The sequence below is a fragment of the Pseudoxanthomonas sacheonensis genome, assembly GCF_010093305.1.
Taxonomy (GTDB): Bacteria; Pseudomonadota; Gammaproteobacteria; order Xanthomonadales; family Xanthomonadaceae; genus Pseudoxanthomonas_A; species Pseudoxanthomonas_A sacheonensis.
Map to the genome: position 1 here is coordinate 73,514 of NZ_PDWS01000008.1, position 26,908 is coordinate 100,421.

18 protein-coding genes are annotated in these 26,908 nt (G+C 65.6%); 16 read left to right on the forward strand and 2 right to left on the reverse strand.

The features are described 5' to 3' along the window. Positions 1-29: 29 nt before the first annotated feature. The 7 genes from CSC73_RS08915 (at position 30) to CSC73_RS08945 (ending at position 11,359) form a co-directional block, all read left to right on the forward strand. Positions 30-911 (forward strand): LysR family transcriptional regulator, encoded by an 882-nt coding sequence (locus tag CSC73_RS08915; protein WP_163840089.1) that lies wholly within the window; start codon positions 30-32, stop codon positions 909-911. Between the two features lie 442 nt (positions 912-1,353). Beyond that, positions 1,354-3,591 (forward strand): TonB-dependent receptor, encoded by a 2,238-nt coding sequence (locus CSC73_RS08920; RefSeq protein WP_163840090.1) that lies wholly within the window; start codon positions 1,354-1,356, stop codon positions 3,589-3,591. A gap of 142 nt (positions 3,592-3,733) precedes the next feature. Further along, complete coding sequence (locus CSC73_RS08925) at positions 3,734-5,020, forward strand: serine hydrolase domain-containing protein (protein WP_163840091.1); 1,287 nt, start codon at positions 3,734-3,736, stop codon at positions 5,018-5,020. Beyond that, a complete protein-coding gene (locus CSC73_RS08930) occupies positions 5,017-5,961 on the forward strand; it encodes a ribokinase (protein WP_163840092.1) in 945 nt (314 codons plus the stop codon). Before CSC73_RS08925 ends, CSC73_RS08930 begins: the two co-directional genes overlap by 4 nt. Positions 5,962-5,998: 37 nt before the next feature. Beyond that, positions 5,999-8,191 (forward strand): formylglycine-generating enzyme family protein, encoded by a 2,193-nt coding sequence (locus CSC73_RS08935; RefSeq protein WP_163840093.1) that lies wholly within the window; start codon positions 5,999-6,001, stop codon positions 8,189-8,191. Further along, complete coding sequence (locus CSC73_RS08940; protein WP_246197453.1) at positions 8,188-10,071, forward strand: glycoside hydrolase family 127 protein; 1,884 nt, start codon at positions 8,188-8,190, stop codon at positions 10,069-10,071. The genes CSC73_RS08935 and CSC73_RS08940 overlap by 4 nt, the downstream gene beginning before the upstream one ends. 121 nt (positions 10,072-10,192) lie before the next feature. Further along, positions 10,193-11,359 (forward strand): CaiB/BaiF CoA transferase family protein, encoded by a 1,167-nt coding sequence (locus tag CSC73_RS08945; protein ID WP_163840094.1) that lies wholly within the window; start codon positions 10,193-10,195, stop codon positions 11,357-11,359. 21 nt (positions 11,360-11,380) lie between these two features. On the opposite strand, the gene CSC73_RS08950 is transcribed toward CSC73_RS08945, so the two are convergent. Further along, positions 11,381-11,773 carry a DUF1801 domain-containing protein gene (locus CSC73_RS08950; RefSeq protein ID WP_211840852.1) on the reverse strand — a complete coding sequence of 131 codons (393 nt, stop codon included), beginning with the start codon at positions 11,771-11,773 and terminating at the stop codon, positions 11,381-11,383. A 181-nt stretch (positions 11,774-11,954) separates the two neighbouring features. Between CSC73_RS08950 and CSC73_RS08955 the strand changes: the two genes are divergently transcribed. The 7 genes from CSC73_RS08955 (at position 11,955) to CSC73_RS08985 (ending at position 22,202) form a co-directional block, all read left to right on the forward strand. Beyond that, positions 11,955-12,047 carry a potassium-transporting ATPase subunit F gene (locus CSC73_RS08955; protein WP_093283544.1) on the forward strand — a complete coding sequence of 31 codons (93 nt, stop codon included), beginning with the start codon at positions 11,955-11,957 and terminating at the stop codon, positions 12,045-12,047. Between the two features lie 13 nt (positions 12,048-12,060). After that, positions 12,061-13,761, forward strand: coding sequence for a potassium-transporting ATPase subunit KdpA (gene kdpA / locus CSC73_RS08960; RefSeq protein ID WP_163840095.1), 1,701 nt, complete (start codon positions 12,061-12,063; stop codon positions 13,759-13,761). 10 nt (positions 13,762-13,771) lie between these two features. Beyond that, positions 13,772-15,832: a potassium-transporting ATPase subunit KdpB gene (kdpB, locus tag CSC73_RS08965; RefSeq protein ID WP_163840096.1), complete on the forward strand. Its 2,061-nt coding sequence runs from the start codon at positions 13,772-13,774 to the stop codon at positions 15,830-15,832. A gap of 227 nt (positions 15,833-16,059) precedes the next feature. Next, complete coding sequence (gene kdpC / locus CSC73_RS08970; protein WP_163840097.1) at positions 16,060-16,647, forward strand: potassium-transporting ATPase subunit KdpC; 588 nt, start codon at positions 16,060-16,062, stop codon at positions 16,645-16,647. A 156-nt stretch (positions 16,648-16,803) separates the two neighbouring features. Then, positions 16,804-19,464 (forward strand): sensor histidine kinase, encoded by a 2,661-nt coding sequence (locus tag CSC73_RS08975; protein WP_163840098.1) that lies wholly within the window; start codon positions 16,804-16,806, stop codon positions 19,462-19,464. Next, positions 19,448-20,188: a response regulator gene (locus CSC73_RS08980; RefSeq protein ID WP_163840099.1), complete on the forward strand. Its 741-nt coding sequence runs from the start codon at positions 19,448-19,450 to the stop codon at positions 20,186-20,188. The genes CSC73_RS08975 and CSC73_RS08980 overlap by 17 nt, the downstream gene beginning before the upstream one ends. 346 nt (positions 20,189-20,534) lie before the next feature. Further along, entirely contained in the window at positions 20,535-22,202 is a 1,668-nt protein-coding gene (locus CSC73_RS08985) for a GMC oxidoreductase (RefSeq protein WP_163840100.1), read from the forward strand. Between the two features lie 91 nt (positions 22,203-22,293). Here the strand turns inward: CSC73_RS08985 and CSC73_RS08990 are convergent, their stop codons facing one another. Continuing rightward, positions 22,294-23,037, reverse strand: coding sequence for an SDR family oxidoreductase (locus CSC73_RS08990; protein WP_163840101.1), 744 nt, complete (start codon positions 23,035-23,037; stop codon positions 22,294-22,296). A 122-nt stretch (positions 23,038-23,159) separates the two neighbouring features. Between CSC73_RS08990 and CSC73_RS08995 the strand changes: the two genes are divergently transcribed. Together CSC73_RS08995 and glnE are read left to right on the forward strand one after the other, a co-directional pair. Next, positions 23,160-24,059, forward strand: coding sequence for a LysR family transcriptional regulator (locus tag CSC73_RS08995; protein WP_163840102.1), 900 nt, complete (start codon positions 23,160-23,162; stop codon positions 24,057-24,059). 14 nt (positions 24,060-24,073) lie between these two features. Continuing rightward, on the forward strand, positions 24,074-26,902 hold the full coding sequence (gene glnE / locus CSC73_RS09000; protein WP_484573219.1) for a bifunctional [glutamate--ammonia ligase]-adenylyl-L-tyrosine phosphorylase/[glutamate--ammonia-ligase] adenylyltransferase: 2,829 nt from the start codon (positions 24,074-24,076) through the stop codon (positions 26,900-26,902). The last annotated feature ends 6 nt before the right edge of the window (positions 26,903-26,908 follow it).

The window sequence follows — 26,908 nt, forward strand, 5'->3', positions numbered from 1 at the left end:
CTTGTTCAAGCCTGCTGCAGAGACCAGACGTGGATACCCAATTCCTCAAGACCTTCGTGGCAGTGGTAGACCGCGGTTCGATGGCCGCGGCCGCGCGCCTGCTCAACATCACTCCGGCGGCGGTGGCGCAGCAGATCCGCACGCTGGAGCGCGAAATCGGCGCGCCGCTGATCGCACGGGTTGGGCGCACGGTCAGCGTGACCGAGGAAGGCTCGCGCATCCTGCAGCGCAGCCGCGATCTGTTGCGCGACGTGGCCGACCTGCGCAGCCTGGCCAACGACAACGCGGTCTCCGGCGAACTGCGCCTGGGCGCCTGTCCCACCGCGCTGGCCGGCATGCTGCCCGACATCCTGGCGCGGATGGTGGAGAAATTTCCCGAAATCAACGTATTCATCAAGCCGGGCTACTCGGCCGATCTCTACCGCGCGGTGGAAGGCGGCGAACTGGATGCGGCGATCGTGCTGCACGCGCCCTACACCCTGCCCAAGACCTGTAATTGGCAGTTGCTGCGCGAGGAACCGCTGGTGGTGTTGGCGCCGGAAAGCATGGCCGGCCGCGATCCGCACGAGCTGCTGGCCACGCAGCCGCTGATCCGCTACGACCGCAACCACTGGGGCGGACGCCAGGCCGAGGAGTACCTGCAGCGTGTCGGCATCACTCCGCACGAGCGCTTCGAATTGAACGCTCTCAACGCGATCGCGGTGATGGTGGACCGCGGCCTTGGAGTTTCGCTCGTGCCGGACTGGGCCAAGCCGTGGCCGGAAGGATTGAAGCTGGTGCGCCTGCCGCTGCCGGAAGAAAGCGTACCGCGGCAGATCGGCATCGTGTGGTCGCGCTCGACCATCCGCATCCGCCTGGTGACCGTGTTCCTGGAAGAGAGCAGGGCGGCGATGAAGGCCGTCAACGGCTGACCCCCAGGGGATTACTCCCGTCGCCAGGTCGCCATCCCAGCGAAAGCTGGGATCCATTTTGATCTGGCTCTGCGCTTTGATCGGCTTCACGCGAACATCAAAATCAAGATGGATCCCAGCTTGACCAGCTGCGCTGTTGGAAACCGCTGGGATGACGTCGGTGCGCATGCGAATTGCCGGTAAATAAATGCTGCAATGCGTCATGAGCCGCGTATTCGGTAAGCAACAAAAACTAGACTCTGAACATAGTTCGCCCCGGTTCTATTCCCTTTCGCCAGCGCCTAGTCTCCCGTCCATTGTCGGGGCTGTACGTAAGCGTCTTGGAGGGGATGCTTGGCACGCAGTTCGCATCCGCGCGAACTGCCGACGCGCATACGCAAACGGGGGAGCCGCGCATTCGCCGCGTCTCTTGATAAGTACAAAAACCTAGAGACCAAACACCATGAAGCACGTACCGGCCACATTCGGCGTTTTCCTGCTGGCGGCTGCCGTCAGCGCCAGCGTCCATGCGCAACAGGCGGCCGCGGCGGCCGAACCGGCTCCCGCGGCCGATAGCCAGCCAGCCGACGCGACCGATCTGGATGCGGTGATCGTCACCGGCTCTCGCAGCCCCAAGGCGATCGACAAGATACCGGGCGCGATCACGCTGGTCTCGAAAGAGGAAATCAAGAACACCCTGGCGGTGACCGAGGACGCCACCGCCGTGCTGGCGCGCACCGTGCCCGGCTACGCCGAATCCTCGCAGGCCATGAGCAACTCGGGCGAAACCCTGCGCGGCCGCATCGCGCTGCGCCTGTTCGACGGCGTTCCGCAGGGCTCGCCGCTGCGCGAGGGCAACCGCAACGCGACTTTCACCGACATGGGCATCGTCGACCGCATCGAGGTAATCAATGGTCCTTCCGCGTCGGAAGGCATCGGCGCAGCGGGCGGCATCATCAACTACATCTCCAGCGTGCCGCAGAAGGAAGGCAACGAGTTCCGCATCCTTACCCGCTATTCGACCCAGTTCGGCAACGACAGCAGCGGTTGGAAGGTGGGCGCCAACTGGCTGCACAAGCAGGACAACTATGATTTTGTAGTCGGACTGTCCGCCATCGATCGCGGCATCTCCTACGATGCCGACGGCCGCCGCGTGGGCATGAACACCAGCGGCTCGGTCTCCGACTCCATGGCCAACAACCTGTTCCTGAAAGGCGGCATCAACTTCGGCGAAGACGGGATGCAGCGGCTGCAGGCCAGCTACAGCCATTTCAAGATCGAGGGCAACGGCGACTACATCCAGGTCGAGGGCTGCCGTCCGGGCACCTGCGAGAATCCGGTCACCAACACTTCCGAGCGCGGGCACATCTTCGGCAGCAAGGCCGAGTTCAACGACTTCGAGCAGTTGAACGTCCTCTATTCGCATGGGGATTTCCTCGGCGGCACGCTGATGATGAACGCGTACTGGGCCGATCAGGCGATGCGCTACCTGCCGGAGAACGGCGACGACAAGCAACTGGTGAAGGTGGACGACGACTTCGACGAAGCCGACCGCATCTACGACCAGTCCGAGATCGACAGCAAGAAGTACGGGTTCCGTCCGTCGTGGACGCGCGGTTCATTGTTCGGCGTGGAAGGCCTCGAGCTGCGTGCCGGTGTGGATTTCGTCAAGGACGAGGCGCAACAGCGCCTGGCGCTCACCAACCGCGTGTGGGTGCCGCCCATGAAATACACCAGCACCGCGCCCTACGCGCAGTTGAGCTACGACCTGGGTCCGGTCACGTTCAGCGGCGGTTTCCGGCGCGAGGACGGCGAGCTCAAGGTCGACAGCTACACCACCACGGCGTTCCGCAACAGCGTGTTCGTCCAGGGCGGCGGTGTGGAATACACGGAGAATCTGGTCAATTTCGGCAGTATCTGGCGCATCACCGACGAGTGGTCGGTATTCGCTTCCTATGGCGAAGGCTTCAGCCTGCCCAACATCGGCATCCCGCTGCGCAACATCAACGTGCCGGGCCAGTCGGTGGACCGCATCCGCGATATCCAGCCCATCATCGTCGACAACCGCGAGTACGGTTTCAACTGGCGCGGCGACCGCGGTTCGTTCGGCGGTTCGTATTACGACTCCAGATCGCCCTTCGGCACGTCCCTGTCGGTGGACCCGGAGACCAACGACTACGTCCTCAATCGCGCGCCGACCCGCATCAAGGGCGTCGAGCTGAGCGGCGAATGGAGGTTCAACGATCAATGGAAGGCGAGCGCGCTGTACTCGCGCATCCGCGGCAAGACCGCATTCTGGAATGCGGACCTGGAAGGTCGCTACCCCGCCGGCGGGTTGAACAAGCCGATCGGCGTGTCGGACATCAATCCGGACAAGATAGGCGCTTCGGTCACCTGGAAATTCAACCCCAACGGCGATGTCACACTGAATGCGACAAAATTGATGTCGCGCGACTTGTCCGGTGAGGACGTGCGCGAATTCGACGGCGCTACGTATTCGTTCGAAGAGCATACCGACGGCTACACCCTGTTCGACCTGAGCGTGAACTACAGGATCGAGAACGTCGGGCGCTTCACCGTGGGCATCGAAAACCTGACCGACAAGCAGTACATCCTGAGCTGGTCGCAGGTGGACTTCTTCAAGAACTACTTCGCCGGCCGTGGCCGCATGGTCTCGCTGACCTATGAGTACACTTTCTGAATGTCCTCATTCGCGCACCACATCAAGTTTTGATTGCTGAGTTTTCGATGGCGTACGTCTGCCTGCATGTCGGGTTCGAGCTGGCCTGCCTGGCGGCAGGCGGCCGCCATCGACGATGGATTTCCATGCGTCGGGGTCCCGCGTGCTGACGCGCTTTTTCCCATTGCTGTGCGGCATCGTGCTCGGCCTGGCCTCGGCGGCCGTTGCCGCTTTCTCTTCGCCAGCCAACGCTGCAGGTGCGGGCGCCGACTCTCCTCGGATCCCGGCAGAACGCCTGCAGCGGTTGGATGGCTTTCTCGAACATGCGACCGACGCGCAGGGTTACCAGGGCGCGGTCAGCCTGGTCTGGAAAGACGGCGTGATAGTCCAGTCGCAGGCCTACGGCTATCGCGACCTGGCCCGCAGCTCGCCCATGCGCAAGGACTCCATTTTCCGCATCTACTCCATGACCAAGACGGTGACCACGGTCGCTGCGCTGATGTTGATGGAGGAGGGAAAACTGGGCCTGGATGATCCGGTCGAGAAGTATCTGCCGGAATTCTCCGGCATGCGGATCTTCACCGGCGGCAGCGCCGATCTGCTGCAGCTGCGGCCTGCGAACCGCAAGATCACCCTGCGTCAACTGCTGACCCACACCGCCGGTTTCGCGACCGCAGGAAATGAGGAAGCGACCAAGCTGCTGGAGCGCGCCGACCTGCATGGTTCGGCCGATCTGGCCGAATTCTCCGAACGCCTGTCCAAAGTACCCCTGGCGGTTGAGCCGGGCACGCGATTCCGTTACGACGGCACCCAGATGGAAGTAGTCGCACGCATCGTGGAAGTCGTGAGCGGACAGCGCTTCGATGATTTCGTGCAACAACGAATCCTCGCTCCGCTGCGCATGGAAGACACCGGCTTCAGCATTCCGCCAGCCAAGCGCGACCGCATCGTCGACATCACGACCATGGGCGCGGACGGGAAATTGCGCTTGGACCAAGGCCCGAGCGCGCTGCATCCGGGCGAAATGCTCAATCCTTACCCCAGCGGCGCGGGCGGTCTGTACTCCACCGCACCGGATTTCATGCGCCTGTGCCGGATGCTGCTCGACGGCGGCACGCTGGAAGGCGCAACCCTCCTCGACCGCAAGACGGTCGAGCAGATGATGATCAACCAGCTGACCTTCCTGGACCGGCCAGTGACCCAGTTCAGCGATGCGGAAGGCTTCGGGCTGGGTGGCTCCGTGCTGCTTGATCCCGCGGGCAAGGGCCGTCTGGGTTCGGCCGGACAATTCGGCTGGTCCGGTGCGGCTTCCACCTATTTCTCCATCGATCCCAAGGAACGGATGATCTCGATCCTGTTGTTGCAGCACCTTCCCAACGGCGCGGCCAACGATCTGCCGCGGATCGGCACGCCCTTCTACAACCTGGTCCATCAGGCGCTGACGCCATGAACGCGCGCAAGACCTTGCTGGTGGCCGGTTCGGCCAACCTGGATTTCGTGGTGCGCGCCTCGCACGTGCCGGCGCCCGGGGAAACCGTGCTCGGGCGCGAATTCGCGACGTTCCCCGGCGGCAAGGGCGCCAATCAGGCGGTGGCCTGCGCGCGGGCGGGCGGCGTCGATACGGGCATGCTGCTGGCGTTGGGCAACGACCCGTTCGCCAAGACCATCGAAGACTCCCTGGCCGATGCGGGCGTAGCCGTGCAGGTGGTGCGCAGCGCGCAGCCGACCGGCACCGCTTTCATCTGCCTGTCCGACGATGCCGAGAACGCGATCACCGTCGCCCCGGGCGCCAATGGCGCATTGTGCGGCGACGAGCTTCCGTCGCTGCAAGCGGTGAGCCATCTGCTGCTGCAGCTGGAGACGCCCATGGAAGCGGTGACCGCTTTCGCGCTGGCGGCGCGCGCGGCGGGCGTGCAGGTGGTGCTGAATGCAGCGCCCGCACAGGCGCTGCCCACCGAGTTGTTGCTGTCGGTCGACGTGCTGATCGTCAATGAGGGCGAACTGGCCGCCGTCACCGGGCATCGTGGCAGCGTGGCCGAATGCCTGGCGCTGCTGGACGTGCCCTGCGTGGTGGTGACCCTGGGCGCGCGCGGTTGCTGCGCGCGGCAGGGCGCGGAATTTTTCCTGCAGTCCGGTTTCAAGGTCCAGGCGGTCGATACCACCGCCGCCGGCGACACTTTCTGCGGCGCTCTGGTCGCCGCGCTGAACCTGGGCGATCCGCTGCCCGCGGCGCTGCGCTACGCATGCGCCGCGTCGGCGTTGGCCTGCACGCGATTGGGTGCACAATCCAGCATCCCGCAACGCATCGAAGTGGAAGCGATGCTGCGTTCGAACGACCGCCACGCGCCACGTGCCGACCGCAGCCTCGCCGCTTATTGCGGCCTTGTGTGACACTCGCTTCCAATCGATCCGGAACCCCCCAAAGACCATGACCGCAAGCCCGGAAAACACAGCGCCTCCGACCGACTCCCGCGACGACGGGGAGCGGCCGGAGATCAGGACCGAATACAAGTTCTCCCACGTCACCACCCAGCGGTACCTGCCCACGCCGGGCAAGGCGCCGGGCTGGCCCTTCGCCGAGATCGGCCATTGGAAGATGGACGTCAACGGCACCGCCGGCGACTGGCTGCGCGAACTGCGCGACTGGCGCCGCGAGCACCTGACCCGCATCGGCTACGACGACGCCAACTACAAGCGTCCGGAACTGCAGTGGGCGCAGCGCAACTTCGTGCATGCGCAGATGATGATCGAGGACCGCTATTTCTACGATGCGGCGGTGGGCAAGTACACCGTCGACCGTTATCTGGACGATCTGGAGGAACGCTTCGGCGGACTGGACAGCGTGCTGCTCTGGTACATCTATCCCAACATCGGCATAGACGACCGCAACCAGTTCGATCTCATCCACGACCTGCCGGGCGGCGTGGAAGGCATCCGCGGCGTGGTCGCCGATTTCCACCGGCGTGGAGTGAAGGTGTTCCTGCCGACCATGCCGTGGGACAACGGCACCCGCGAGCAGGGCGAAGCCGATTGGCTGGCGATCGCGCGGCTGGTCAAGGAAACCGGCGCCGACGGCATCAACGGCGACACCTACAACGGCGTGCCGCGCGCCTTTTTCGACGCCTGCGACGCGCTGGGCCGTCCGGTGGTGGTGCAGCCGGAGTCCACGATCAGCGCCGAGGAACACCTGATCTGGAACGTACAGAGCTGGGGCAAGAAAGTGCCGGCGGACGTGATTCCCTCGGTGGCCAAGTTCAAGTGGCTGGAACCGCGCCACATGATCAATTACGAAAACCGCTGGGGCCGCGACCGCAGCAACGATCTGCAATACATCTTCTTCAACGGCGTGGGCTACAACGCGTGGGAGAACATCTGGGGCATCTGGAACCAGTTCACCCCGCGCGATGCGGCCACCCTGCGCCGCATCGCCGCGGTCGAGCGCAAGTTCGCGCCGTTGATGGTCAGCATGGACTGGCAGCCGTATGCGGCCACGCTGCAGGCCGGGGTGTTCGCCAGCCGTTTCCCGGGCGACGGCATGACCTTGTGGAATATCGTCAACCGCAACGAGTACGAGGTGGACGGCGAGCAGATCGCCGTGGATCACATCGAGGGCACGCGCTACTTCGATGCCTGGAACGGCGTCGCTTTGCAGCCGCGCCTGGCCGACGGCAAGGCAACGCTGACAACGACCCTGGAAGGGAAGGGTTACGGCGCCGTGCTGGCATTGGAAGCGGGCACGCAGGATCCGGACCTGGAAGCGTTCCTCGAACTGATGAAGGGCTTCGCCAGGACGCCGTTGCAATCGCTGTCGAACCAGTGGAAATCGATTCCGCAGACCCTGGTCGAGATCGCCCGTACAGCGCCGGTGGCCAAGGCCCCTGAAAGCATGGTCGCCATCCCTGCCGGCGAATTCGATTTCGTGGTCGGCGGTATCGAGATCGAAGGCCAGACCTGGGAAGGCGTTGACTTCCAGTACCCCTGGGAAAACAGCGCGCGCCGCGGACATCGCAGGCGCATGCAGATGCGCGCCTTCCATATCGACCGCACTCCGGTCACCAACGAGCAGTTCAAGCGCTTCATCGACCAGAGCGGTTACCGGCCGCGCGACAGCCACAATTTTCTGCGCCACTGGGTGGAGGGCGCACCCGCGGCAGGTTGGGAGAACAAGCCGGTGACCTGGGTGTCGATCGAGGACGCGCGCGCCTACGCGCGATGGGCCGGCAAGCGTCTGCCGCACGAATGGGAGTGGCAGTACGCCGCGCAAGGCAACGACGGACGCGCCTATCCGTGGGGCAATGCCTGGAATGCCGCGGCCGTGCCGGCGCCGAACCGCGGGCGCCGGCTGCTGCCGCCGGCCGATGTGGACGCGCATCCCGCCGGCGCCAGCACGTTCGGCGTCCTGGATCTGGTCGGCAACGTCTGGCAATGGACCGACGAATACTTCGACAGCCATACCCGCGCCGCGGTGCTGCGCGGCGGCAGCGCCTATCGTCCGCAGACCTCGCACTGGTATTTCCCGCAGGCTTACCGCTTGGACCAGCACGGCAAATATCTGCTGATGGCGCCTTGCAAGGATCGCTCGGGCAGCGTGGGCTTCCGCTGCGTCGTGGATGCGGAATGAAACCGGACATGGACAACGCGATGGCATCGCCGTCTCCGGTGGAAGTACGGCTCGGCGGTTTGCTGGGCGAAGCGCTCGCCGCGAACCGGTCGGGCCGTCTGTCGCATTTCATCGTCGATGAAACCAGCCCGGCCATTGCGATCTTCGATCCGGAGCTCGCCGCGAAGAACCAGGAAGGCGACTGGTACGGCGAACACGCGGGCAAATGGCTGTACGCCACCGCCAAAGCCGCCGCACGTAGCCAGGACCCTGCGCTGATCGCCAACTTGCAGCGCGTGGCCGACTATCTGGTAAGCGTGCAGGAAGCCGATGGCTACCTGGGCACGTACGCGCCGGACCACCGCTTCATGCGCAAACAGCCGCCCAAGCCGGGCACCTGGGACGGCGCGCCCAGCGTGCGCACCTGGGACATCTGGACGCACAGTTATCTGATCCTGGGCCTGCTGGAAACGCACAGGCATTTCCCCAAGCCGGAATACCTGCAGGCCGCGCGCAAGATCGGCGACCTGTGCTGGCATACGCTCACCGAGGGCGGCATCGACATCACCGAACTCGGAAACCATCACGGCATGTCCGCCACCGTGCTGATGGACCCGGCGACGGAGCTGTATTTCGCCACCGGGGAAGCGCGTTATCTCGAGCTGGCGCAACTGGTACTGCGGCAAGCCGACGACAACACGGATCTGGCGCTGCTGAAGCGCGCATTGGCCGGCGCCGATGCATCGGAGATCGCCACCGGCAAGGCCTATCAGCTGGCCTGGAATCTGGTGGGGCTGGCGAAGCTGCACAAGGCCACCGGCATTGCCGCGTATCGCGAAGCGGTCGATCAGGTGTGGGAAAGCATCCGCAGCCAACACCTCACGCTCGGCGGCGGGCCCTGGGGCGGTGTGGCGCACCGCTCGCGCGAGGTGTTCAATCCGGCAGGTGTGTTCAGTCCGCACGGTTACGTGGAAACCTGTTCCATCCTGGCCTGGGTGCAGCTCAACCGCGAACTGCTGGCGCTCAGCGGCGAGGCGAAATACGCCGAAGAGATAGAACGTACCGCTTACAACGATCTGCTCGGCGCCATGGCGCCCGACGGCAACGACTGGTGCTACTACTCCTTCGCCAACGGCCGCCGCGTGCATACGACCTACTGGCGTTGCTGCAAGTCCAGCGGAGCGATGGCGATCGAAGAACTGCCCGCGCTGGCCTACACGCAATCGCAGGCCGGCGACCTCATGGTCAATCTGTTGGGCCCCGGCGAAGCGGCCTTCGACCATCCGCGGGCCGGCAAGGTGATATTGAAGCAGGCCACCGCCTATCCGTTCGACGGCGGCATCGAACTGCAAGTGTCCTGCGAGCATTCCGCACGCTTCGCCATTAGCATACGCATTCCGCAATGGGCCGAAGAAGCGACCGTCGCCCTCAACGACGGCGGCGAACCGATGCAGGCGAATCCCGGCGCCTATGCCGTCATCGAGCGCGAATGGCGATCCGGCGACGTAGTAAGCCTGGAGTTGCCGATGCCGCCGGTAGCGCATCGCCAGGTGCAGCAGAACACCCAGGAATCGCGCGCGCCGGACGGTTCGCCGGTACGCCAGCAGGTGATGCGTTACGAATACCTGGCGGTGACGCGCGGCCCGCTGGTGTATGCCAGCGACTTGATCGACGGCTTCAAGACCGAAGAAACGCTGCGTCTTGCCGATGCGCCGATCGACGACTGGCTGCATCCGGCGCCGGGCGAAAGCGGCGAGGGCGCCGCCCTGCATCTGCACAGCCTGGGCCGCCCGCCGTTGACGCTGGTGCCGTATTACCGGGCCGGAGGCCGCAACCATGGGGCATGGCGGCTCACCTGGTTCTCGCTGGCGCCCGGGCCGGCGCCGCCTCCACCGGAATGAGAGCCGGCCCTCAAGCAAGAAATTGTGCCGTCAGAAGCTAGCAAGCCAACCTGTTAAAGCGGACGATCATGCAGCAGACTTTTCGTCAGCGTTATTGGATGAAGTAGAGGGAAAGGACCGTATGGCGACTGATTCACCGTTCGCGTTCGCAGGCCGTACCGGCGCACCCGGTCCGTTGAGCGGCGTGCGCGTGCTGGACCTCAGCGCCTACATCGCAGGGCCCTACGGCTGCACGCTGCTGGCCGACCAGGGCGCCGACGTGCTCAAGATCGAGCCGCCTGACGGCGACAACCTGCGCAAGTATCCGTCCACGCTGCAGGCCGAGAGCCGCGCTTTCCTGGGCGTCAACCGCAGCAAGCAGGGCATGACCCTGGACCTGAAGAAGCCGCACGGTTTCGCCACGCTGCTGAAACTGGTGCGCGAAGCGGACGTGCTGGTGCACAACTTCCGTCCCAGCGTGCCCAAGCGCCTGGGCATAAGCTACGAGCAACTGAGCTTCGTCAATCCGCGCCTGATCTACTGCGCCGTCACCGGCTACGGCGAGACCGGACCGATGAAAGACAAGGCCGGCTACGACCAGGTGCTGCAGACCATGACCGGCATGTGCGCGCTGCAAGGCAAACGCGGCGGCGCCCCGGAAATCATCTACGGCTCGGTGGTGGACTATTACGCGGCAGCGCTGCTCGCCGCGGGCGTGTCTTCGGCGCTGTACGAACGCGAACGCAGCGGGCTGGGCCAGTTCGTCGGCGTGTCGCTGCTGCGCAGCGCGCTGACCATGCAGTCGGCGCGCATGATCTGGGCCGAAGGCGAATCGCTGGATATCGGACGCGACATGCGTTCGGGCGGCGTTACCGGCATCCACCCCACGCGCGAAGGCCATATCTACATCTCCGCCAACACGCCGCGCTTCTGGAAGGCGTTGTGCGACAAGACCGGCCTGCACATGCTGGAGCAGAACGAACGCTACGACACCGTGCGCAAGCGCGCCGATCACGCCAACGAGATCGTTCCGCACCTGCACGCCGCCTTGACCCGGCACAGCGCGCTGGAATGGGAAGAAATTTTCGGCGATGAAGTGCCGTGCGCGGCGGCGCGCCGGGTCGAGGATATGTTCGACCATCCGCAAGTGCTGGCGGAGGAGATAGTGGGGGACATCGAACATCCCGTCATCGGCCGCTACCGCGGCGTGACCCGGCCGATCAAGTTCGGCCGTACGCCGGGGCCGGATCCGTTCGCGGCACCGGTGTTCCAGGAAGCCGAGCCGTCGCAGGAAGCTCGCAAGGCCTGAAGTATCCGGGGCGATTGCGCCTCACTTGACCAGGCGCGTCGGATCCCCAAGCGTTTTATTGAGCGTCACCGCTTCCCTGGTCAGGCGGCGCGCGATGGCGGAATCCACGTTCGCCCCTTCGCGCAGTTCCAGTGTAGCCATCTCGTACTTTCCGCCGGGCTTGAGGCCCGGCTCGATCGCGCGCAGCCGCTGTCCCCGCCAGAACCCGAACAGCACCCGTTGCTCCTCGGCGCGGATCAGCAGCACCGGGCCGTTGGACAGGTAGACCAGGTGGCCCCACTTCACGACTTCCTCCAGCGTTGCCGCCGAACGCACCGCCGCGCGCAGATCTTCCACGCATGCGTGCCGCCAGCCGTCCAGGCTCGCCACATAGGCGTCGGGATTGGCGGCGGGCACCGATTTCTTCATGGCCATTGGCTTGAGGTACTCCTGACAGAGATCGCCCAGCACGCACGCGGGCACGGAACGGGGTCGACTTTACGCTGAACATGGGTCGAATTTACGCCGAATTTACGGCGCCGCCCCGTGCGCGAATGGAGCTTTTACGCGTCCCGGGCCGACACTGCGCTCCTCGAAATATCTGAGGAATGCCCAAATGCCTGGCTGGTTGTCCTTGTTGTGCGGAATCGTAGTGATCGTCGCGGCGGCTTATCTGCTGCTGGTGGTCCTGCGCCCGGAAAAGTTCTGAGCGGACTACGGACATGACCGAAATACTGCTCGTTTTCGCGCTCGCCATCGGCCTGGCCTGGCCCCTGGGCCACTATCTTGCCAAGGTCATGCGCGGCGCCTCCATGCGTGGCGACCGCCTGTTCGGCTGGCTCGAGAAGCCGGTCTACCGGTTGCTCGGCACCGACCCTCGGCGCGGCATGAGCTGGCGCGGGTATGCCAAGGCATTCCTGCTCAGCAACCTCGTGGTCGGCGTGCTGGTGTGGGTGCTGTTCATGACCCAGGCCTGGCTGCCGCTCAATCCCGATGCCATCCCCAACATGCGCTGGGACCTGGCGCTGCATACCATGGTGTCGTTCCTCACCAACACCAACCAGCAGCACTATTCCGGCCAGGCGCAGCTGTCCTATCTGTCGCAGATGGTCGGCATCGTCGGCCTGCAGGTGGTCACGCCGATGATGGGCCTGGCGCTGGTGGTGGCCACCTTGCGCGCCTTGTTCGGCGGCAAGGAAAAGAACGCCCATGAAACCGGCGAGGCCGATGTCGGCAACTACTGGGCCGATGTCACCCGCGCCACCGTGCGCTTCATGCTGCCGCTGTGCCTGTTGTGGTCGGCGCTGCTGACCTCGCAGGGCGTGCCTTCGACGCTGGCCGCAGGACCGACGGTAACGCCGGTGGATGCAAGCGCGCAGATGGCGGAACAGAAAATACCGCTGGGCCCGGTCGCGGCGATGGTCGCCGCGAAACAGCTGGGTACCAATGGCGGCGGCTGGTACGGCCCCAACAGCGCGGTGCCGCTGGAGAACCCGACTCCGTTCTCCAACTTCCTGGAAGTCGTCGGCATCATTCTCATCCCGCTGGCCGTGGTCTTCATGGTCGGCCCGCTGGTCGGCCGCAGGAAACTCACCGCGATGATCTTCGGCAGCATGCTGCTGATGTCGGCCGCTTCCACCGGCTTCGCAGTGTGGTCGGAAGCGTATTCGCCCACCGCCTCCGATGCCGCGCTGATGGAAGGCAAGGAAGTGCGCTTCGGCGCCGATGCTTCCGCCCTGTGGGCATCGGTGACCACGCAGACCTCCAACGGTTCGGTGAACGCGATGCACGACTCGCTGGCGCCGCTGACCGGGCTGGACACGCTGGTCAACATGCTGGTCAACGCCATCTGGGGCGGCATCGGCTGCGGCATGCAGCAGTTCCTGGTGTACCTGCTGTTGAGCGTGTTCCTGGCCGGACTGATGACGGGCCGCACTCCGGAATTGTTCGGCCGCAAGATCGAGGCGCCGGAAGTGAAGCTGCTGGCGCTGCTGATCCTGCTGCAGCCGCTGGTGGTGCTGGGATTCACCGCGCTGACCTTGGCGATCCCGTCGATCACCGCCAATTCGAATCCGGGCTTCCACGGCATCAGCCAGGTGTTCTACGAGTACACCTCGGCCTACGCCAACAACGGTTCCGGATTCGAAGGCCTGGGCGACGCCACGTACTGGTGGAACCTGAGCTGCTCGCTGGTGCTGGCGCTGGGGCGTTACCCGGCCCTGATCGTACCGCTGGCCGTGGCCGCGCTGATGGCGCGCAAGCGTCCGGCGCCGGAAAGCGCGGGCAGCCTGCATATCGAAACGCCGACCTTCGCCCTGACCCTGATCGCGGTAGTGGTCATCATCACCGTGCTGCAGTTCATGCCCGCGCTGGTGCTGGGACCGATCGCCGATCACCTGTCGCTGACCGCGACGGCGCACTGAGAACAATGAAATGAGCGGACAAACTAGCAAGTTCACTTCCCACGACCAGCATCCGCGCAAGCCCGCCCTGGTCGACGCCGCGGCGATGCGCAGCGCACTGCGCGATTCCTTCCTCAAGCTGTCGCCGCAACATCTGGTCAAAAGCCCGGTGATGGCCATCGTGATGATGGGCACGCTGTTGTCGGCCGTCATCACGATGGCCGGCGTGGCCACGCCCGGCTTCGGCTGGTCGGTCACCGTCATCCTGCTGGTGACCGTGCTGTTCGGCAACTTCGCCGAAGCCATCGCCGAAGCGCGCGGCCGCGGACAGGCCGCGTCGCTGCGCCGCGCACGCAAGGACCTGGTGGCGCGAAAGGTCAATACCGACCTGGGCGGCGCCGAGAAGCTTCTGCCCGCGGCCGAGCTGCGGCCCGGCGACTACGTCATCGTCAGCGCCGGAGAACAGATCCCGGCCGATGGCGAAATCGTCCGCGGCCTGGCCACCATCAACGAATCGGCCGTCACCGGCGAATCGGCGCCGGTGCTGCGCGAAGCCGGCACCGACCGCTCCGGCGTGATCGGCGGCACCAAGGTGCTGTCCGACGAGATCATCGTCCGCATCACCGCCGAACCCGGCCACAGCTTCCTGGACCGCATGATCGCGCTGGTCGAAGGCGCCAACCGCCAGAAGACGCCCAACGAGATCGCATTGACCATGTTGCTGGCGGCGATGACGCTCACGTTCCTGATCGTGGTCGCCACGCTGCCGGCCATCGGCGCCTTCGTCGGCGTGCAGGTCGCGCCGTTGCTGCTGATCGCGCTGCTGGTGTGCCTGATTCCCACCACCATCGGCGGTCTGCTGCCGGCCATCGGCATCGCCGGCATGAACCGCGCGCTGTCGGCCAACGTGCTGGCCAAATCGGGAAAGGCCGTCGAAGTGGCGGGCGATGTGGACGTATTGCTGCTCGACAAGACCGGCACCATCACCCACGGTGACCGCCAGGCCACCGTGTTCCATCCCCTGGCCGGAGTCGATGCCTCGCTGCTGCGCGAAGCGGCGCTGCTGGCATCGCTGGCCGACCCGACGCCGGAAGGCAAGTCGATCGTGAAACTGGCGCGGGAGCAAGGCTGCACGACGCCGGAACCCGATCGCGCCAGCTACCTGCAGTTCACCGCGCAGACGCGCATGTCCGGCGTGGACCTGGAGGACGGCCGCTCGATCCGCAAGGGCGCCGGCGATGCCATCAAGCGCCATGTGGAAGCGCAGGGCAGTCTGGTGCCGAACGAACTCACCGCGCGCGTCGAACAGGTCGCCCGCGGCGGCGCCACGCCGCTGGTGGTCAGCGCCGGCAAGCACGTGCTCGGCGTGGTCGAACTCTCCGACGTGGTCAAGCACGGGGTGAAGGACAAGTTCGCCCGTCTGCGCGCGATGGGCGTGCGCACGGTGATGATCACCGGCGACAACCCGCTCACCGCCGCCGCCATCGCCGCCGAGGCGGGCGTGGACGACTACATCGCCGAAGCCACGCCGGAAGACAAGCTGGCGCGCATCCGCAGCGAACAGGCCAAAGGCAGCCTGGTAGCGATGGTCGGCGACGGCACCAACGATGCTCCCGCCCTGGCGCAGGCCGATGTGGGCCTGGCCATGAACTCGGGCACGCAGGCGGCCAAGGAAGCCGGCAACATGGTCGATCTGGATTCGGATCCGGCCAAGTTGCTGGCCGTGGTGGAAGTGGGCAAGCAGCAGCTGATCACCCGAGGCGCGCTGACCACCTTCTCGCTGGCCAACGACGTGTCGAAGTACTTCGCCATCCTGCCGGCGTTGTTCGCCGCCGCGATTCCTTCGATGGCGGTCTTGAACGTGATGCACCTGTCCAGCCCGACCAATGCGGTGCTTGCGGCGCTGATCTTCAATGCGCTGATCATCCCGGCATTGATTCCGCTGGCATTGCGCGGTGTGCGCTTCAAACCCGCCAGCGCCACCGCATTGCTGCGCCGGAACATGCTGATCTACGGCTTGGGCGGCGTGCTGCTGCCGTTTATCGCGATCAAGTTGATCGACCTGGCGCTGGCGGCAACGATCGGCGCATGACCTGGCAGCTCCCATGCGGAACATGGGAGCTGCAAGGAATACGCAAAGGAAAAGATGCCATTTCGTAATGAGTCTGAAGAAAGCCCGTTCGTGGTGAGCCTGTCGAACCACGCCGTTGGCGAAATGCTTCAGCTATCTGGATTTTGATTTTCTCGCGAAAAGCATGGTTCGACAGGCTCACCACGAACGGTTTCATCAAATACAAGCTTCAACCGGAGATTCATTCAATGAGCAACCAGATCACCCTCGATGACAAGGGCAGCCTAAGGGCTTCGCTAACCTTCGCCCTCGTCATCCTCCTGGGCATGGGCCTGCTGTATTCGCTGGCAGGCACCGGCATCGGCCGCAGCCTGTTCCCGCAACAGGCCACCGGCAGCCTGGTGACGCACGACGGCAAGCAGGTCGGCTCCGCGCTCGTCGCGCAACCGTTCGCCGATCCGCGCTATTTCCAGCCGCGTCCTTCCGCCGCCGGCTACAACCCCATGTCCGCCGCCGGCAGCAACCAGGCCCGCACCAATCCGGACCTGCGCAAGCGCATCGACGAGACCACCGCAGCAGTGGCCGCACGCGACGGCATCGCCGCGCGGGACGTGCCCGGCGAACTCGTTACCCAGTCCGGCGGCGGTCTGGATCCGGATCTCAGCCCGGCCGGCGCGCAGGTGCAGATCGCGCGCGTGGCGTCGGCTCGGAACCTGGCTCCTGAAAAGGTCGCCGAGTTGGTGGCTGCGCAGACGCAGGGTCCGCAGTTCGGCCTGCTCGGCGAGCCGCGCGTGAACGTGCTGCGACTCAATCTCGCGCTTGATGCCTTGCGCTGACGCGCGCCGCCCCCTCCCCTGCGAAGGCAGGGGAGCTCGAAGCCGCTTCAAGCGGCTGAGTGGGAGGGGTTGTGTGACCAAGCGATGCTCCAACAGCACCCCCTCCCAACCTCCCCCTGCCTTCGCAGGAGGAGGGGCCAAGAGCACAATGACCGCATGACCGACCCCCGTACCCACCAGGCCGATGCCCTGATCGGCGAACTCCGCCGCGAAGGCAGCGGTCGGCTGACCATCTTCCTGGGCGCCGCCCCGGGCGTAGGCAAGACCTACACCATGCTGCTGCGCGCGCGCGAACTGCGCAAACAGAATGTGGACGTGGTGGTGGGCATCGTCGAAACCCACGGCCGCAGCGAAACCGCCGCGCTCATCGACGGTCTGGAACTGATGCCGCGCGCGCGCCTGGAATACCGCGACCGCATCTTCGAGGAAATGGATCTGGACGCCATCCTCGCGCGCAAACCGGCCATCGTGCTGGTCGACGAACTGGCGCACCGCAACGCCGCCGGCAGCCGCCACGAACGCCGCTGGCAGGACGTGGTGGAACTGCTGGACGCCGGCATCGACGTCTACACCACCATCAACATCCAGCACCTGGAAAGCCTCAACGATGTCGTCCATCGCATCACCGGCGTGCGCGTCACCGAGACCGTGCCGGACATCGTCTTCGACCGTCTGCGCGACATCGTGCTGGTCGACCTGCCGCCGCGCGAACTGATCGAGCGCCTGCGCCAGGGCAAGGTCTACGTACCGGACCAGGCCGCGCAGGCGCTGCAGACCTTCTTCTCGCCTTCCAACCTGATCGCGCTGCGCGAACTGGCCATGCAGACCGCCGCCGACCGCGTCGACAGCGATCTGCGCGAGACCCAGGCCGCGCGCGGCATTTCCGGCATGAACGTGCGCCGCCGCGTGCTGGTGGCCATCGACGGCCTTGGCCAGTCCGAATACCTGGTGCGGGTGGCGCGGCGCCTGGCCGAGCGGCGCGATGCGCCCTGGACCGTGGTCACCGTGCAGACCGGCGTCGCCGATGAAGCGCGCCAGCGGGAACTCGACCAGGCCTTCGCCCTGGCGCGCAAGCTGGGCGCCGACACCGAAGTGCTGCGCGGCACCAGCATCGCCGATGCCTTGCTGGATCACGCGGGCCGCAGCGGCGTATCGGCCATCGTGCTGGGACGCACGCGCGAACGGCCCGTGGCGCGCATGTTCAACCGCACGCTCACCCAGCAGCTGCTGCAGCGCGGCGCGCACTTCGAGCTGACCATCGTCAACACGCCGGAGGCGCGCTCGCGCTCGCGCCGCGAATCGCACGCGTCGCGCCTCTCGTTCACGCGTTACGATTCGGCGCTGGTGCTCGTCGCCACCGTACTGGCCGTGGTGGTCGCATGGCTGGCAGAAAGTTGGGTGGGACTGGACGACTTGTCGATGGTGTTCATCGTCGCTGTCGTAGTCGTTGCTGCGCGTACGCGCATGACCGCCGCAGTGGCCACCGCCGTGTTGTGTTTCCTGGCCTACAACTTCTTCTTCATCGAACCGCGTTTCACTTTCATAATCGGCGCGCGCCAAGGCGTGACGACGGTGTTCCTGTTCCTGGTCGCTGCATTGGTCGCCGGCCGGCTCGCCTCCAGGCTGCGCATGCAGGTAGTGGCGTTGAGGGCGGCCAACACGCATGCCACCGCCCTGCAGGAACTGGGACGGCAACTGGCCAGCGCTGCCGATCTCGGACAGGTTCTGGCCGCCGGACGTTCCGCCTTGCAGGCAGCGTTCGGCGCCCCGGCCTGGATCCGCATTGGCGACGATATCGCCGCATCCGAAGGCGCGAAGCTCGCCGACACCGATCTGGGTGCGGCCGAATGGGCGCAGCGCCACGGACAGGCCGCCGGGCGCTACACCGACACGCTGGCCGGTTCGCCTTGGTGGTTCCTGCCATTGCGCAACGATCGGGGCACGCTGGGCGCGGTGGGTCTGCGATTCGCCGCGGACAACACGCGCCTGGCCTTCGAACAACGCCGCCTGGCCGAAGCCATGGCCGACGATATCGGCCAGGCCGCATTGCGCACGCGGCTGGTGTCGGACCTGGAAAGCGCGCGCGTCAGCGGCGAAACCGAGCGCCTGCGTTCGGCACTGCTTTCGTCCGTCTCGCACGATCTGCGTTCGCCGCTGTCCTCGATGATCGGATCGGCCAGCAGCCTGGCCAACTATTCCGAAGCGATGAGCGCCGAAGACCGCAAGGGCCTGCTGGAAACCATCCAGCTGGAAGGCGAGCGCCTGGACCGCTACATCCAGAACCTGCTCGACATGACCCGGCTCGGCCACACCGGCCTGACCTTGAACCGCGACTGGATCGGCGTGGACGAACTGATCGGTTCGGCGACCAGCCGACTCATTCGCTACCAACCGCACGTGAAGCTGGAGATACGCATCGAGCCGGGCATGAAGCCCATCTGGGTGCATCCGGCGCTGGTGGAGCAGGCGTTCTTCAACGTGCTGGAGAACGCGGCCAAGTTCTCGCCGCCCGAACAACCCGTGGAAGTCGACGCGCGCCTGGTCGAAGGCAAACTGCGCATCGATGTGCGCGACCACGGACCGGGCATACCGGAAGAGGAGCGCGCGCGCATCTTCGACATGTTCTACAGCGTGGAACGCGGCGACCGCGGACGGCACGGCACCGGACTCGGCCTGACCATCAGCCAGGGCATGATCGGCGCGCACGGAGGCAGCGTGGAGGCCCTGCCGGGCGAGAATGGCCGCGGTACCATCATCCGGATTACCCTGCCGCTCATAGAACCGCTGCCGCAGAAGAGCGATGCCCGATCCGACTGACCAGACCGACCCGATTTCCCGGATTTCCACGCCTCCGGCGCGGGTGCTGGTGATCGACGACGAACCGCAGATCCGCAAGTTCCTGGACATCAGCCTGCGCGCCCAGGGCTACCAGGTAGGGTTGGCCGCGAACGGCGAAGAAGGCCTGGTCTCGCTGGCCACGCAGGGTGCCGATCTGGTCATCCTGGACATAGGCCTGCCGGACAAGGATGGGCACGAGGTGCTCGGCGAACTGCGCCAATGGTCGCAGGTGCCGGTGATCATGCTGACGGTGCGCGCAGGCGAAGCGGAGAAAGTCGCCGCGCTCGATGCCGGCGCCAACGATTACGTCACCAAGCCTTTCGGCGTGCAGGAACTGATGGCCCGCGTGCGCGCGCTGCTGCGCCAGCATGCGGCGGAAGGCAATGAAACGCTGCCGGTTTTCGACGACGGAAACCTGCGCATCGACCTGTCGCGCCGCGAAGTCCATCTTGCCGGCGAACCGGTGTCGCTGACCCGCAAGGAATACACGCTGCTCGCCTTGCTGCTGCACCACGCCGGCCGCGTGGTCACGCAGCCGCAATTGCTGAAGGAAGTGTGGGGGCCCACCCACCAGCACGACACGCATTACCTGCGCATCCTGGTCGGCAAGCTGCGGCAGAAGCTGGGCGATGAAGCCGCGACGCCGAAATATATCGCCACCGAGCCCGGAGTGGGCCTGCGATTCCTGTCGGCCGGGCACTAGGATTTGCCGGCAAATTTCGTAGGTCGGGGCTACGCCCCCGACGGGCGCGGCGTTGAACCCTCTCCGCTGTGCACGCGAAGCGTTTTTCCTCTCCTTTGAAAAGGAGAGAGGCAATCGCAATGCGCAGACAGGTCATGATCGTGAGCATGTAGACCCTGCCCGCTCTGACTGTGATTGCCGCCAGGGCCTCGCTTTCACGCGATTTTCACTCCAGCAGCAACTGCTTGCACGACAACGGATGGGCCGGGTCATGCGCGGCGTGCACGTCCTTTGGCCGGGAGGTATGCCGATACCCGTTGTTTGCACTATTGGGGTCTGCGCGCGACTTGCGCCTGCTGGAGACCGAATGATCATCGACTACCTTGACAGGTCTAGTCCGGAAGACTTTATCGTCGATGTTTGCATCATCGGTGCAGGACCGGCGGGAATATCGATCGCGCGCAGTTTCATTGGCACCTCGCGCAGCGTTTGCCTGGTCGAAAGCGGTGGGCTCGCCGGCGAGGACAGAAACCAGGAGCTTTACGAAGGGACTTCCATCGGCTCGCCCGAACTGGATCCGGCCACGTCGCGGATGCGTGCGTTCGGAGGAAGCTGCAACGTCTGGGGCGGCGGCTGCATTCCGCTGAGCAGCCTTGACCTGGGGCCGCGCGATTGGGTCCCGCATAGCGGATGGCCATTGAACTACGAAGACCTGGAGCCGTACTACCGGCGCGCCCGCGAAGTCTTCGGTATCGAGACGCACGATTTCGTGGAGGGAAGTTTTCTGACCCCGCCGGCGCGCCCACCGGTCTCCTTCGACGCCGACAAGCTCATCAACCAGAATTTCGTGCTCAGTCCGGTCTTCTTCGGCGACGCCTACCGGTCCGAACTCGAGCGTGCGAAGAACGTCACGGTGTTGTTGCACGCCAACCTGCTGGAGTTCGAGGCGGTGGCGTCGGGAACTTGCGTCCGCCACGCGCGCATCGGCGCGCTGGACGGCCGCAGGGGCACGATCCGCGCACGAAGCTATGTACTGGCATGCGGCGGCATCGAGAACGCGCGCCTGTTGCTGTTGTCGGGCTCGGCGGCGCCGAATGGATTGGGCAACGACCGCGGTCTGGTCGGGCGTTATTTCATGGATCACCCCAGCGGCAAGCTGGGCACGCTGTTCACCGACGCGCCCGATCCGCTTACCCGTCCCTACGACCGCAGCGGCGGCAAGGGTCCGGCGCCTGCGTTCCCGGAACTCTGCCTTTCCGGACAGGCCATGCAGGAGCACCAGCTGCTGAGCGGACGCGTGCGCCCGGTGGCGGTGGAAGCGCCCGTGCCCAAGGGCGTGCAGGCGTTGCGCGATCTCAAGAAGATAATCCGCCCGGCGCAAGACGAAACACGCGCCCTGGAAGGAATAGCGCATGTCGCGATAACCGGCGACGCTTGCGACGGCCAGCGGGGAGCCCCGCGCAAGCAGAACCTGGGCAAGCTGGGGCTGCGTGTCGGTCTGGGCAGCTGGGACATCGCTCATGCGGCCTGGCGCAAGTGGGCGGACAAACCCACGGTCAAGAGCGATTACGTGGACGTGATCGGCTACTTCGAACAGGCGCCCAATCCGGACAGCCGGGTCACGCTGGGCGATGAAGTCGATGCGCTGGGGCAACGCAAGATCTGCATCGACTGGCGGCTGACCGAACTGGACTGGCACACCTACCGCACCGCGGCGAATCTGTTCGGGGCCGAACTGGCCAATTCGTGCGCTGGCAAATTCCGGATCGAGCCCTGGTTGCAGGAAGGCGACGGCGCCGCACCGCAGCTTCGCGGCACCGCCCATCACCTGGGGACCACGCGCATGTCGGACGATCCGCAACAGGGCGTGGTGGATCGCCAGTGCCGCGTGCATGGCGTGGACAATCTCTATGTCGTCGGCAGTTCGGTGTTTCCGACCGGGGGTTGGGCTTTCCCCACCTTCACCATCGTCGCCCTGAGCATGCGCCTTGCAGAGCACCTGCGTACGCTGGCCGATGTGGCGATCATGCTCTGAGCATCCGGCACTCGACGCAAGGCGCCATTCTTAAAGGTCGTCATCACGGCGAACGCCGGGATCAAAGTTTCAGCGGAGGCCCTATTCGGTTCTAGACCATGCCGCCGTTGGCGCGCAGCACCTGGCCGTTGATCCAGCCGCCATCCGGACCGACCAGGAACGCGACGGCGGCGGCGATGTCCTCCGGCGTGCCCAGGCGTTCCAGCGGGCTCATCTTCGCCAAGCGCTGCACCAGTTCGTCGGACTTTCCGTCCAGGAACAGGTCGGTCGCGGTCGGGCCGGGCGCCACCGCATTGACGGTGATGTTGCGGCCGCGCAGTTCCTTGGACTGGATTGCGGTCAGCGTTTCCACCGCGGCCTTGGTGGCGGCGTACACCCCGTAGTTCTCCATCCTGGTGCCGACCACGCTGGTGGAGAAATTGACGATGCGTCCGCCGTCGCGCATGCGCCTGGAAGCTTCGCGCAGGGTGTTGAAGGTGCCTTTCAGGTTGACGGCGATCTGGCGGTCGAACAGTGCGTCGTCGCTGGCGCCAATGGCGCCCAGCTTGAGGATGCCGGCATTGTTGACCAGCACGTCGATGCCGCCGAAAGCCGCTTCTGCCGAATCGAACATCCGCGCCACGGCCGTGGCGTCGGCCACGTCGGCCTGCGCGGCCAGGGCTTTGCCGCCGGCTGCTTCGATGCTGCGGACCACCTGTTCGGCCGCCGCGGCGTTGCCGGAGTAGTTGACGATGACGGAGTGGCCGTCGCGGGCCAGGCGTTGGGCGATAGCTGCGCCGATGCCGCGGGAAGCGCCGGTGACCAGGGCGATGCGGGGAGTAGCGGGAGTGCTCATGACGATGTCCTTGGGAGGGGTGTTGGGAGCCGGCAGCAGCCGGTGAGGGAACGATGCGCCTTTCGCTCAGCCGGATAATCCACCAATATCCGGAATAATCTGGCGGATAAAGCGAACAATCCATGGACCGATTCGACGCGATGCGGGTCTTCATCCGGGTAGTGGAGCAACGCAGCTTCACCCAGGCCGCGCAGGATCTGGGCCTGCCGCGCTCCACCGCCACCGACGCCATCAAACAGCTGGAAACCCGCCTTGGCGTGCGCCTGCTGCAGCGGACCACACGCACGGTCAGCCCGACCCTGGACGGCGAGGCCTACTACCGGCGCTGCCTGGCGATCCTGGGCGACATCGAGGATGCCGAAGCCGCCTTCGCGGGAGCCAAGCCGCGCGGACTTCTGCGCGTCGATGTGCAAGGCACGCTGGCGCGCCGTTTCGTGCTGCCGGGTTTGCCCGCGTTTCTGGCCCGCTATCCGGATCTCGAGTTGTTCATGGGCGAAGGCGACCGCTGGGTGGACCTGGTGCGCGAAGGCGTCGATTGCGTACTGCGCGTCGGCGAACCCCGCGACACCGACATGGTGGCGCGGCGGGTGGCGACGCTGGCGGAAGTGACTTGCGCCTCGCCGGCTTATCTCGCCGAGTTCGGCATGCCGGCCAGCATCGAGGCGTTGGCGGGGCACCGCATGGTCGGCTTCCGTTCCTCGGCCACCGGCGCGTTGCTGCCGCTGGAATTCGTCAAGGACGGCATCGCGCGCAACGTGACCTTGCCGGCCACGCTTTCGGTAACGGGGGCCGAGAGCTACTCCGCCGCAGCGCGATTGGGGCTGGGGTTGATCCAGGCGCCGCGCTACAACCTGGAAGCGGACCTGCAGCGCGGCACGCTGGTGGAAGTGTTGCCCGGGTATCCGCCCGCGCCTTCGCCGGTATCGCTGCTATATCCGCGCAACCGCCAGCTGTCGCCGCGCGTGCGGGTGTTCATCGACTGGCTGGTGGAAACGTTCGCCGAAGCCGGACGCGGCGCGTGACACAATCGCCGGCCATGGGAAACGATGCTATGCAGACAACGGACTCGATCGCCGCGCTGGTCGGGCGCGGCTTGGCGAGCCTGCGCGCGCGTTCGGCCGATACGGCCGCTTTGCTGGACGACAGCGGGTTCGCCGGACGCGTGGGCAAGGTGATCGCCGCCAGCGATTTCGCATTGGAGACGCTGCGCAAGCAGCCCGGATTGCTGGCCACGCTGAAGCGCGACGACGGCGCCGGGACGCTCGCTCCACCGCTGCTGTCGGCAGACGATCCGGCAACCTGGCCGGAGCAACTGCGCCTTTATCGCGCCGCCGAATCCACCCGCCTGGTCTGGCGCGACGCGCTGGAGCTCGACGAGGTGGACGCGATCCTCGCCGGCAGCACGCGGCTGGCGGAGAACTGCATGCGCACGGCGCTGGAGGCGCTGGAAACCGAATTCGCCCAGCGGCACGGCGTGGTGCGCGCCGCCGACGGCAGCGCGCAACGGCTGGTCGTGTTCGGCTTGGGCAAGCTGGGCGGCGGAGAACTCAATTTCTCTTCCGATATCGATCTGGTCTACGCCTATCCGCAAGGCGGCGAATCCGATGGCGCGCGTCCGCTGGCGGCCGAAGACTACTTCGCGCGATTGGGCCAACGCCTGGCCAAACTTCTGGACGAACCGACCGTCGACGGCTTCAGCCATCGCGTCGATCTGCGCCTGCGGCCGTTCGGCAACGCGGGCAGGGTGGCGCTTTCCTTCGCCGGCATGGACCAGTACTTCCAGCGCGAAGGCCGCGACTGGGAACGCTATGCGTGGTTGAAGGCGCGTGCGGTGGCCGGAGATACCGAAGCGGGCGAACAATGGCTGCAGACGCTGCGCCCGTTCGTGTACCGCCGCTATCTGGACTTCACCGCACTCGATGGCCTGCGCGACATGAAGGCCGCCATTGCCGCCGAAGTCGCGCGCCGCGAACTGGCCGACGACATCAAGCGCGGCCCGGGCGGCATTCGCGAGATCGAATTCCTGGCCCAGGCGCTGCAGCTGATCCACGGCGGGCGGGAAGCGGCATTGCGTGAGCGCCGCCTGCTTCCGGCACTGTGCGCGCTGATGGAAGCGCGGCAGATATCGCAGGAAGACGGAGACGCGCTGATCCATGCTTACCGTTTTCTGCGCAAACTGGAGAACCGGCTGCAGATGCTGCGCGATGCGCAGACCCATGCCTTGCCGGAAAACGCGTTGGATCGCGCGCGCATCGCACGGGGCCTTGGCTATCCGGATTGGAACGCATTGAACGCAGCGCTTGCGGTGCAACGCGAGCGGGTCGCTGCGGAATTCAGCCAATTGCTGGCACCGCGCCAGCGCGATGCGGCGCCGGGCGTGCTGACCGCTTATTGGCGCGCGCTGCCGGGCGCGGGCGATGCGGAGGCATTGGCGGCGGCGGGATTCGTCGATCCGGCCAGCGCCGATGCGGCCCTGCGCGACTTCGCCAATTCCAGTGGGGTGCTAGGTCTTTCCGATGGCGCACGCGCACGCCTGGATCGTGTGCTGCCTGCGCTGCTTGAAGGCGCGGCGCGATCCTCGCAACCCGATGCGGCGGTCAAGCGCTTGCTGGTCCTGTTGCGCGCGATCCTACGTCGCGCCAGTTACCTGGCCCTGCTGGACGAACAGCCCAGCGCCCTGAACCGGTTGGTGGACGTAGTAGCGCGCAGCGCGCTGCTGGCCGAACGCCTGGCGCTGTATCCGTTGCTGCTGGACGAACTGCTGGATACGCGCGTCGGCGGACCCATGCCGGACCGCGCAGTCATGCGCCGTCAATGCGAACCCGCGCTGCAGGAAGAAGATCCCGAAACCGCTTTGCGCGCGCTCAACGAGCAGCGGCTTGCGCTGAGCTTCCGCATCGCGCTGGCGGCGTTGGACGGCCGCCAAAATGCGCGCGACAGCACCCGGCAGCTGGCGTGGCTGGCCGAGGAAGTGGTGCGCGTGGTGTTGCGCATGGCGCATGCCGAAGTGGTGGCGGCGCATGGCGAAGTCGCCGGCGGGCGTTTCGCGGTGATCGGTTACGGCAGTCTGGGCGGCGAAGAGCTCGGCTTCGGTTCCGATCTGGATCTGGTGTTCCTGTTCGACGCAGATACTGCCGCCGTTTCCAGCGGCGCCCGTTCCTTGGAAGCCGGACGCTGGTATGCGCGCCTGGCCCAGAAGCTGGTGGCCTTGCTGGGCGCGGCCACCGGCGCCGGACGCCTGTACGAGGTGGATGTGCGCTTGCGGCCGGACGGCGCGAAAGGGTTGTTGGTCTCTTCGCTGTCCAGTTACCGCGACTATCAACGCGAACGCGCCTGGACCTGGGAGCACCAGGCGCTGGTGCGCGCGCGCGGCGTCGCCGGCGACGCATCGTTGCTGGAGGAATTCGAGGCGATCCGCGCGCAGACTCTGTCGCAAGCGCGCGATGTCGGCAAGCTTCGGGAAGAAGTAGGCGGCATGCGCTTGAAGATGCGCGCCGAACTGGACCGCAGCGACGCGGCGCGCTTCGATCTCAAGCAGGGTGCGGGGGGATTGGTCGATCTGGAATTCCTGCTGCAGTTCCTGGTGCTGCGGGATTCCTCCTCGCATGCCGCCTTGCTGGGTCCGCGCGATACGCAAGGGTTGATCGACGCGCTGCGAAAAACCGGAACGTTGGACGAAACGCAGTCGCAAACGTTGCTGCGCATCCATGACTATTTTGTGTCCGAAGGCCTGAATTGTACGCTGGACCGGCGTCCGCGCTTGTTGCCGGAAAGCGAGTCGGTAACAGTCGCGCGACTGGTGGTGAGTGCCGCAGCGCGCGCGCAAGGTCTGGTCTTCGATAATGGAGCGCCCCCGGCGTTGTAGGAGCTG

What these genes read in the sequence shown, in the direction of transcription:
- CSC73_RS08980 (WP_163840099.1), top strand. Translation starts at nt 19,448, where the DNA reads ATGCCCGATCCGACTGACCAGACCGACCCGATTTCCCGGATTTCCACG.
- kdpA (WP_163840095.1), top strand. Translation starts at nt 12,061, where the DNA reads ATGACCGAAATACTGCTCGTTTTCGCGCTCGCCATCGGCCTGGCCTGG.
- CSC73_RS08920 (WP_163840090.1), top strand. Translation starts at nt 1,354, where the DNA reads ATGAAGCACGTACCGGCCACATTCGGCGTTTTCCTGCTGGCGGCTGCC.
- kdpC (WP_163840097.1), top strand. Translation starts at nt 16,060, where the DNA reads ATGAGCAACCAGATCACCCTCGATGACAAGGGCAGCCTAAGGGCTTCG.
- CSC73_RS08955 (WP_093283544.1), top strand. Translation starts at nt 11,955, where the DNA reads ATGCCTGGCTGGTTGTCCTTGTTGTGCGGAATCGTAGTGATCGTCGCG.
- CSC73_RS08985 (WP_163840100.1), top strand. Translation starts at nt 20,535, where the DNA reads ATGATCATCGACTACCTTGACAGGTCTAGTCCGGAAGACTTTATCGTC.
- CSC73_RS08930 (WP_163840092.1), top strand. Translation starts at nt 5,017, where the DNA reads ATGAACGCGCGCAAGACCTTGCTGGTGGCCGGTTCGGCCAACCTGGAT.
- CSC73_RS08950 (WP_211840852.1), bottom strand. Translation starts at nt 11,773, where the DNA reads ATGGCCATGAAGAAATCGGTGCCCGCCGCCAATCCCGACGCCTATGTG.
- CSC73_RS08940 (WP_246197453.1), top strand. Translation starts at nt 8,188, where the DNA reads ATGAAACCGGACATGGACAACGCGATGGCATCGCCGTCTCCGGTGGAA.
- CSC73_RS08975 (WP_163840098.1), top strand. Translation starts at nt 16,804, where the DNA reads ATGACCGACCCCCGTACCCACCAGGCCGATGCCCTGATCGGCGAACTC.
- CSC73_RS08990 (WP_163840101.1), bottom strand. Translation starts at nt 23,037, where the DNA reads ATGAGCACTCCCGCTACTCCCCGCATCGCCCTGGTCACCGGCGCTTCC.
- CSC73_RS08995 (WP_163840102.1), top strand. Translation starts at nt 23,160, where the DNA reads ATGGACCGATTCGACGCGATGCGGGTCTTCATCCGGGTAGTGGAGCAA.
- CSC73_RS08935 (WP_163840093.1), top strand. Translation starts at nt 5,999, where the DNA reads ATGACCGCAAGCCCGGAAAACACAGCGCCTCCGACCGACTCCCGCGAC.
- CSC73_RS08945 (WP_163840094.1), top strand. Translation starts at nt 10,193, where the DNA reads ATGGCGACTGATTCACCGTTCGCGTTCGCAGGCCGTACCGGCGCACCC.
- glnE (WP_484573219.1), top strand. Translation starts at nt 24,074, where the DNA reads ATGGGAAACGATGCTATGCAGACAACGGACTCGATCGCCGCGCTGGTC.
- kdpB (WP_163840096.1), top strand. Translation starts at nt 13,772, where the DNA reads ATGAGCGGACAAACTAGCAAGTTCACTTCCCACGACCAGCATCCGCGC.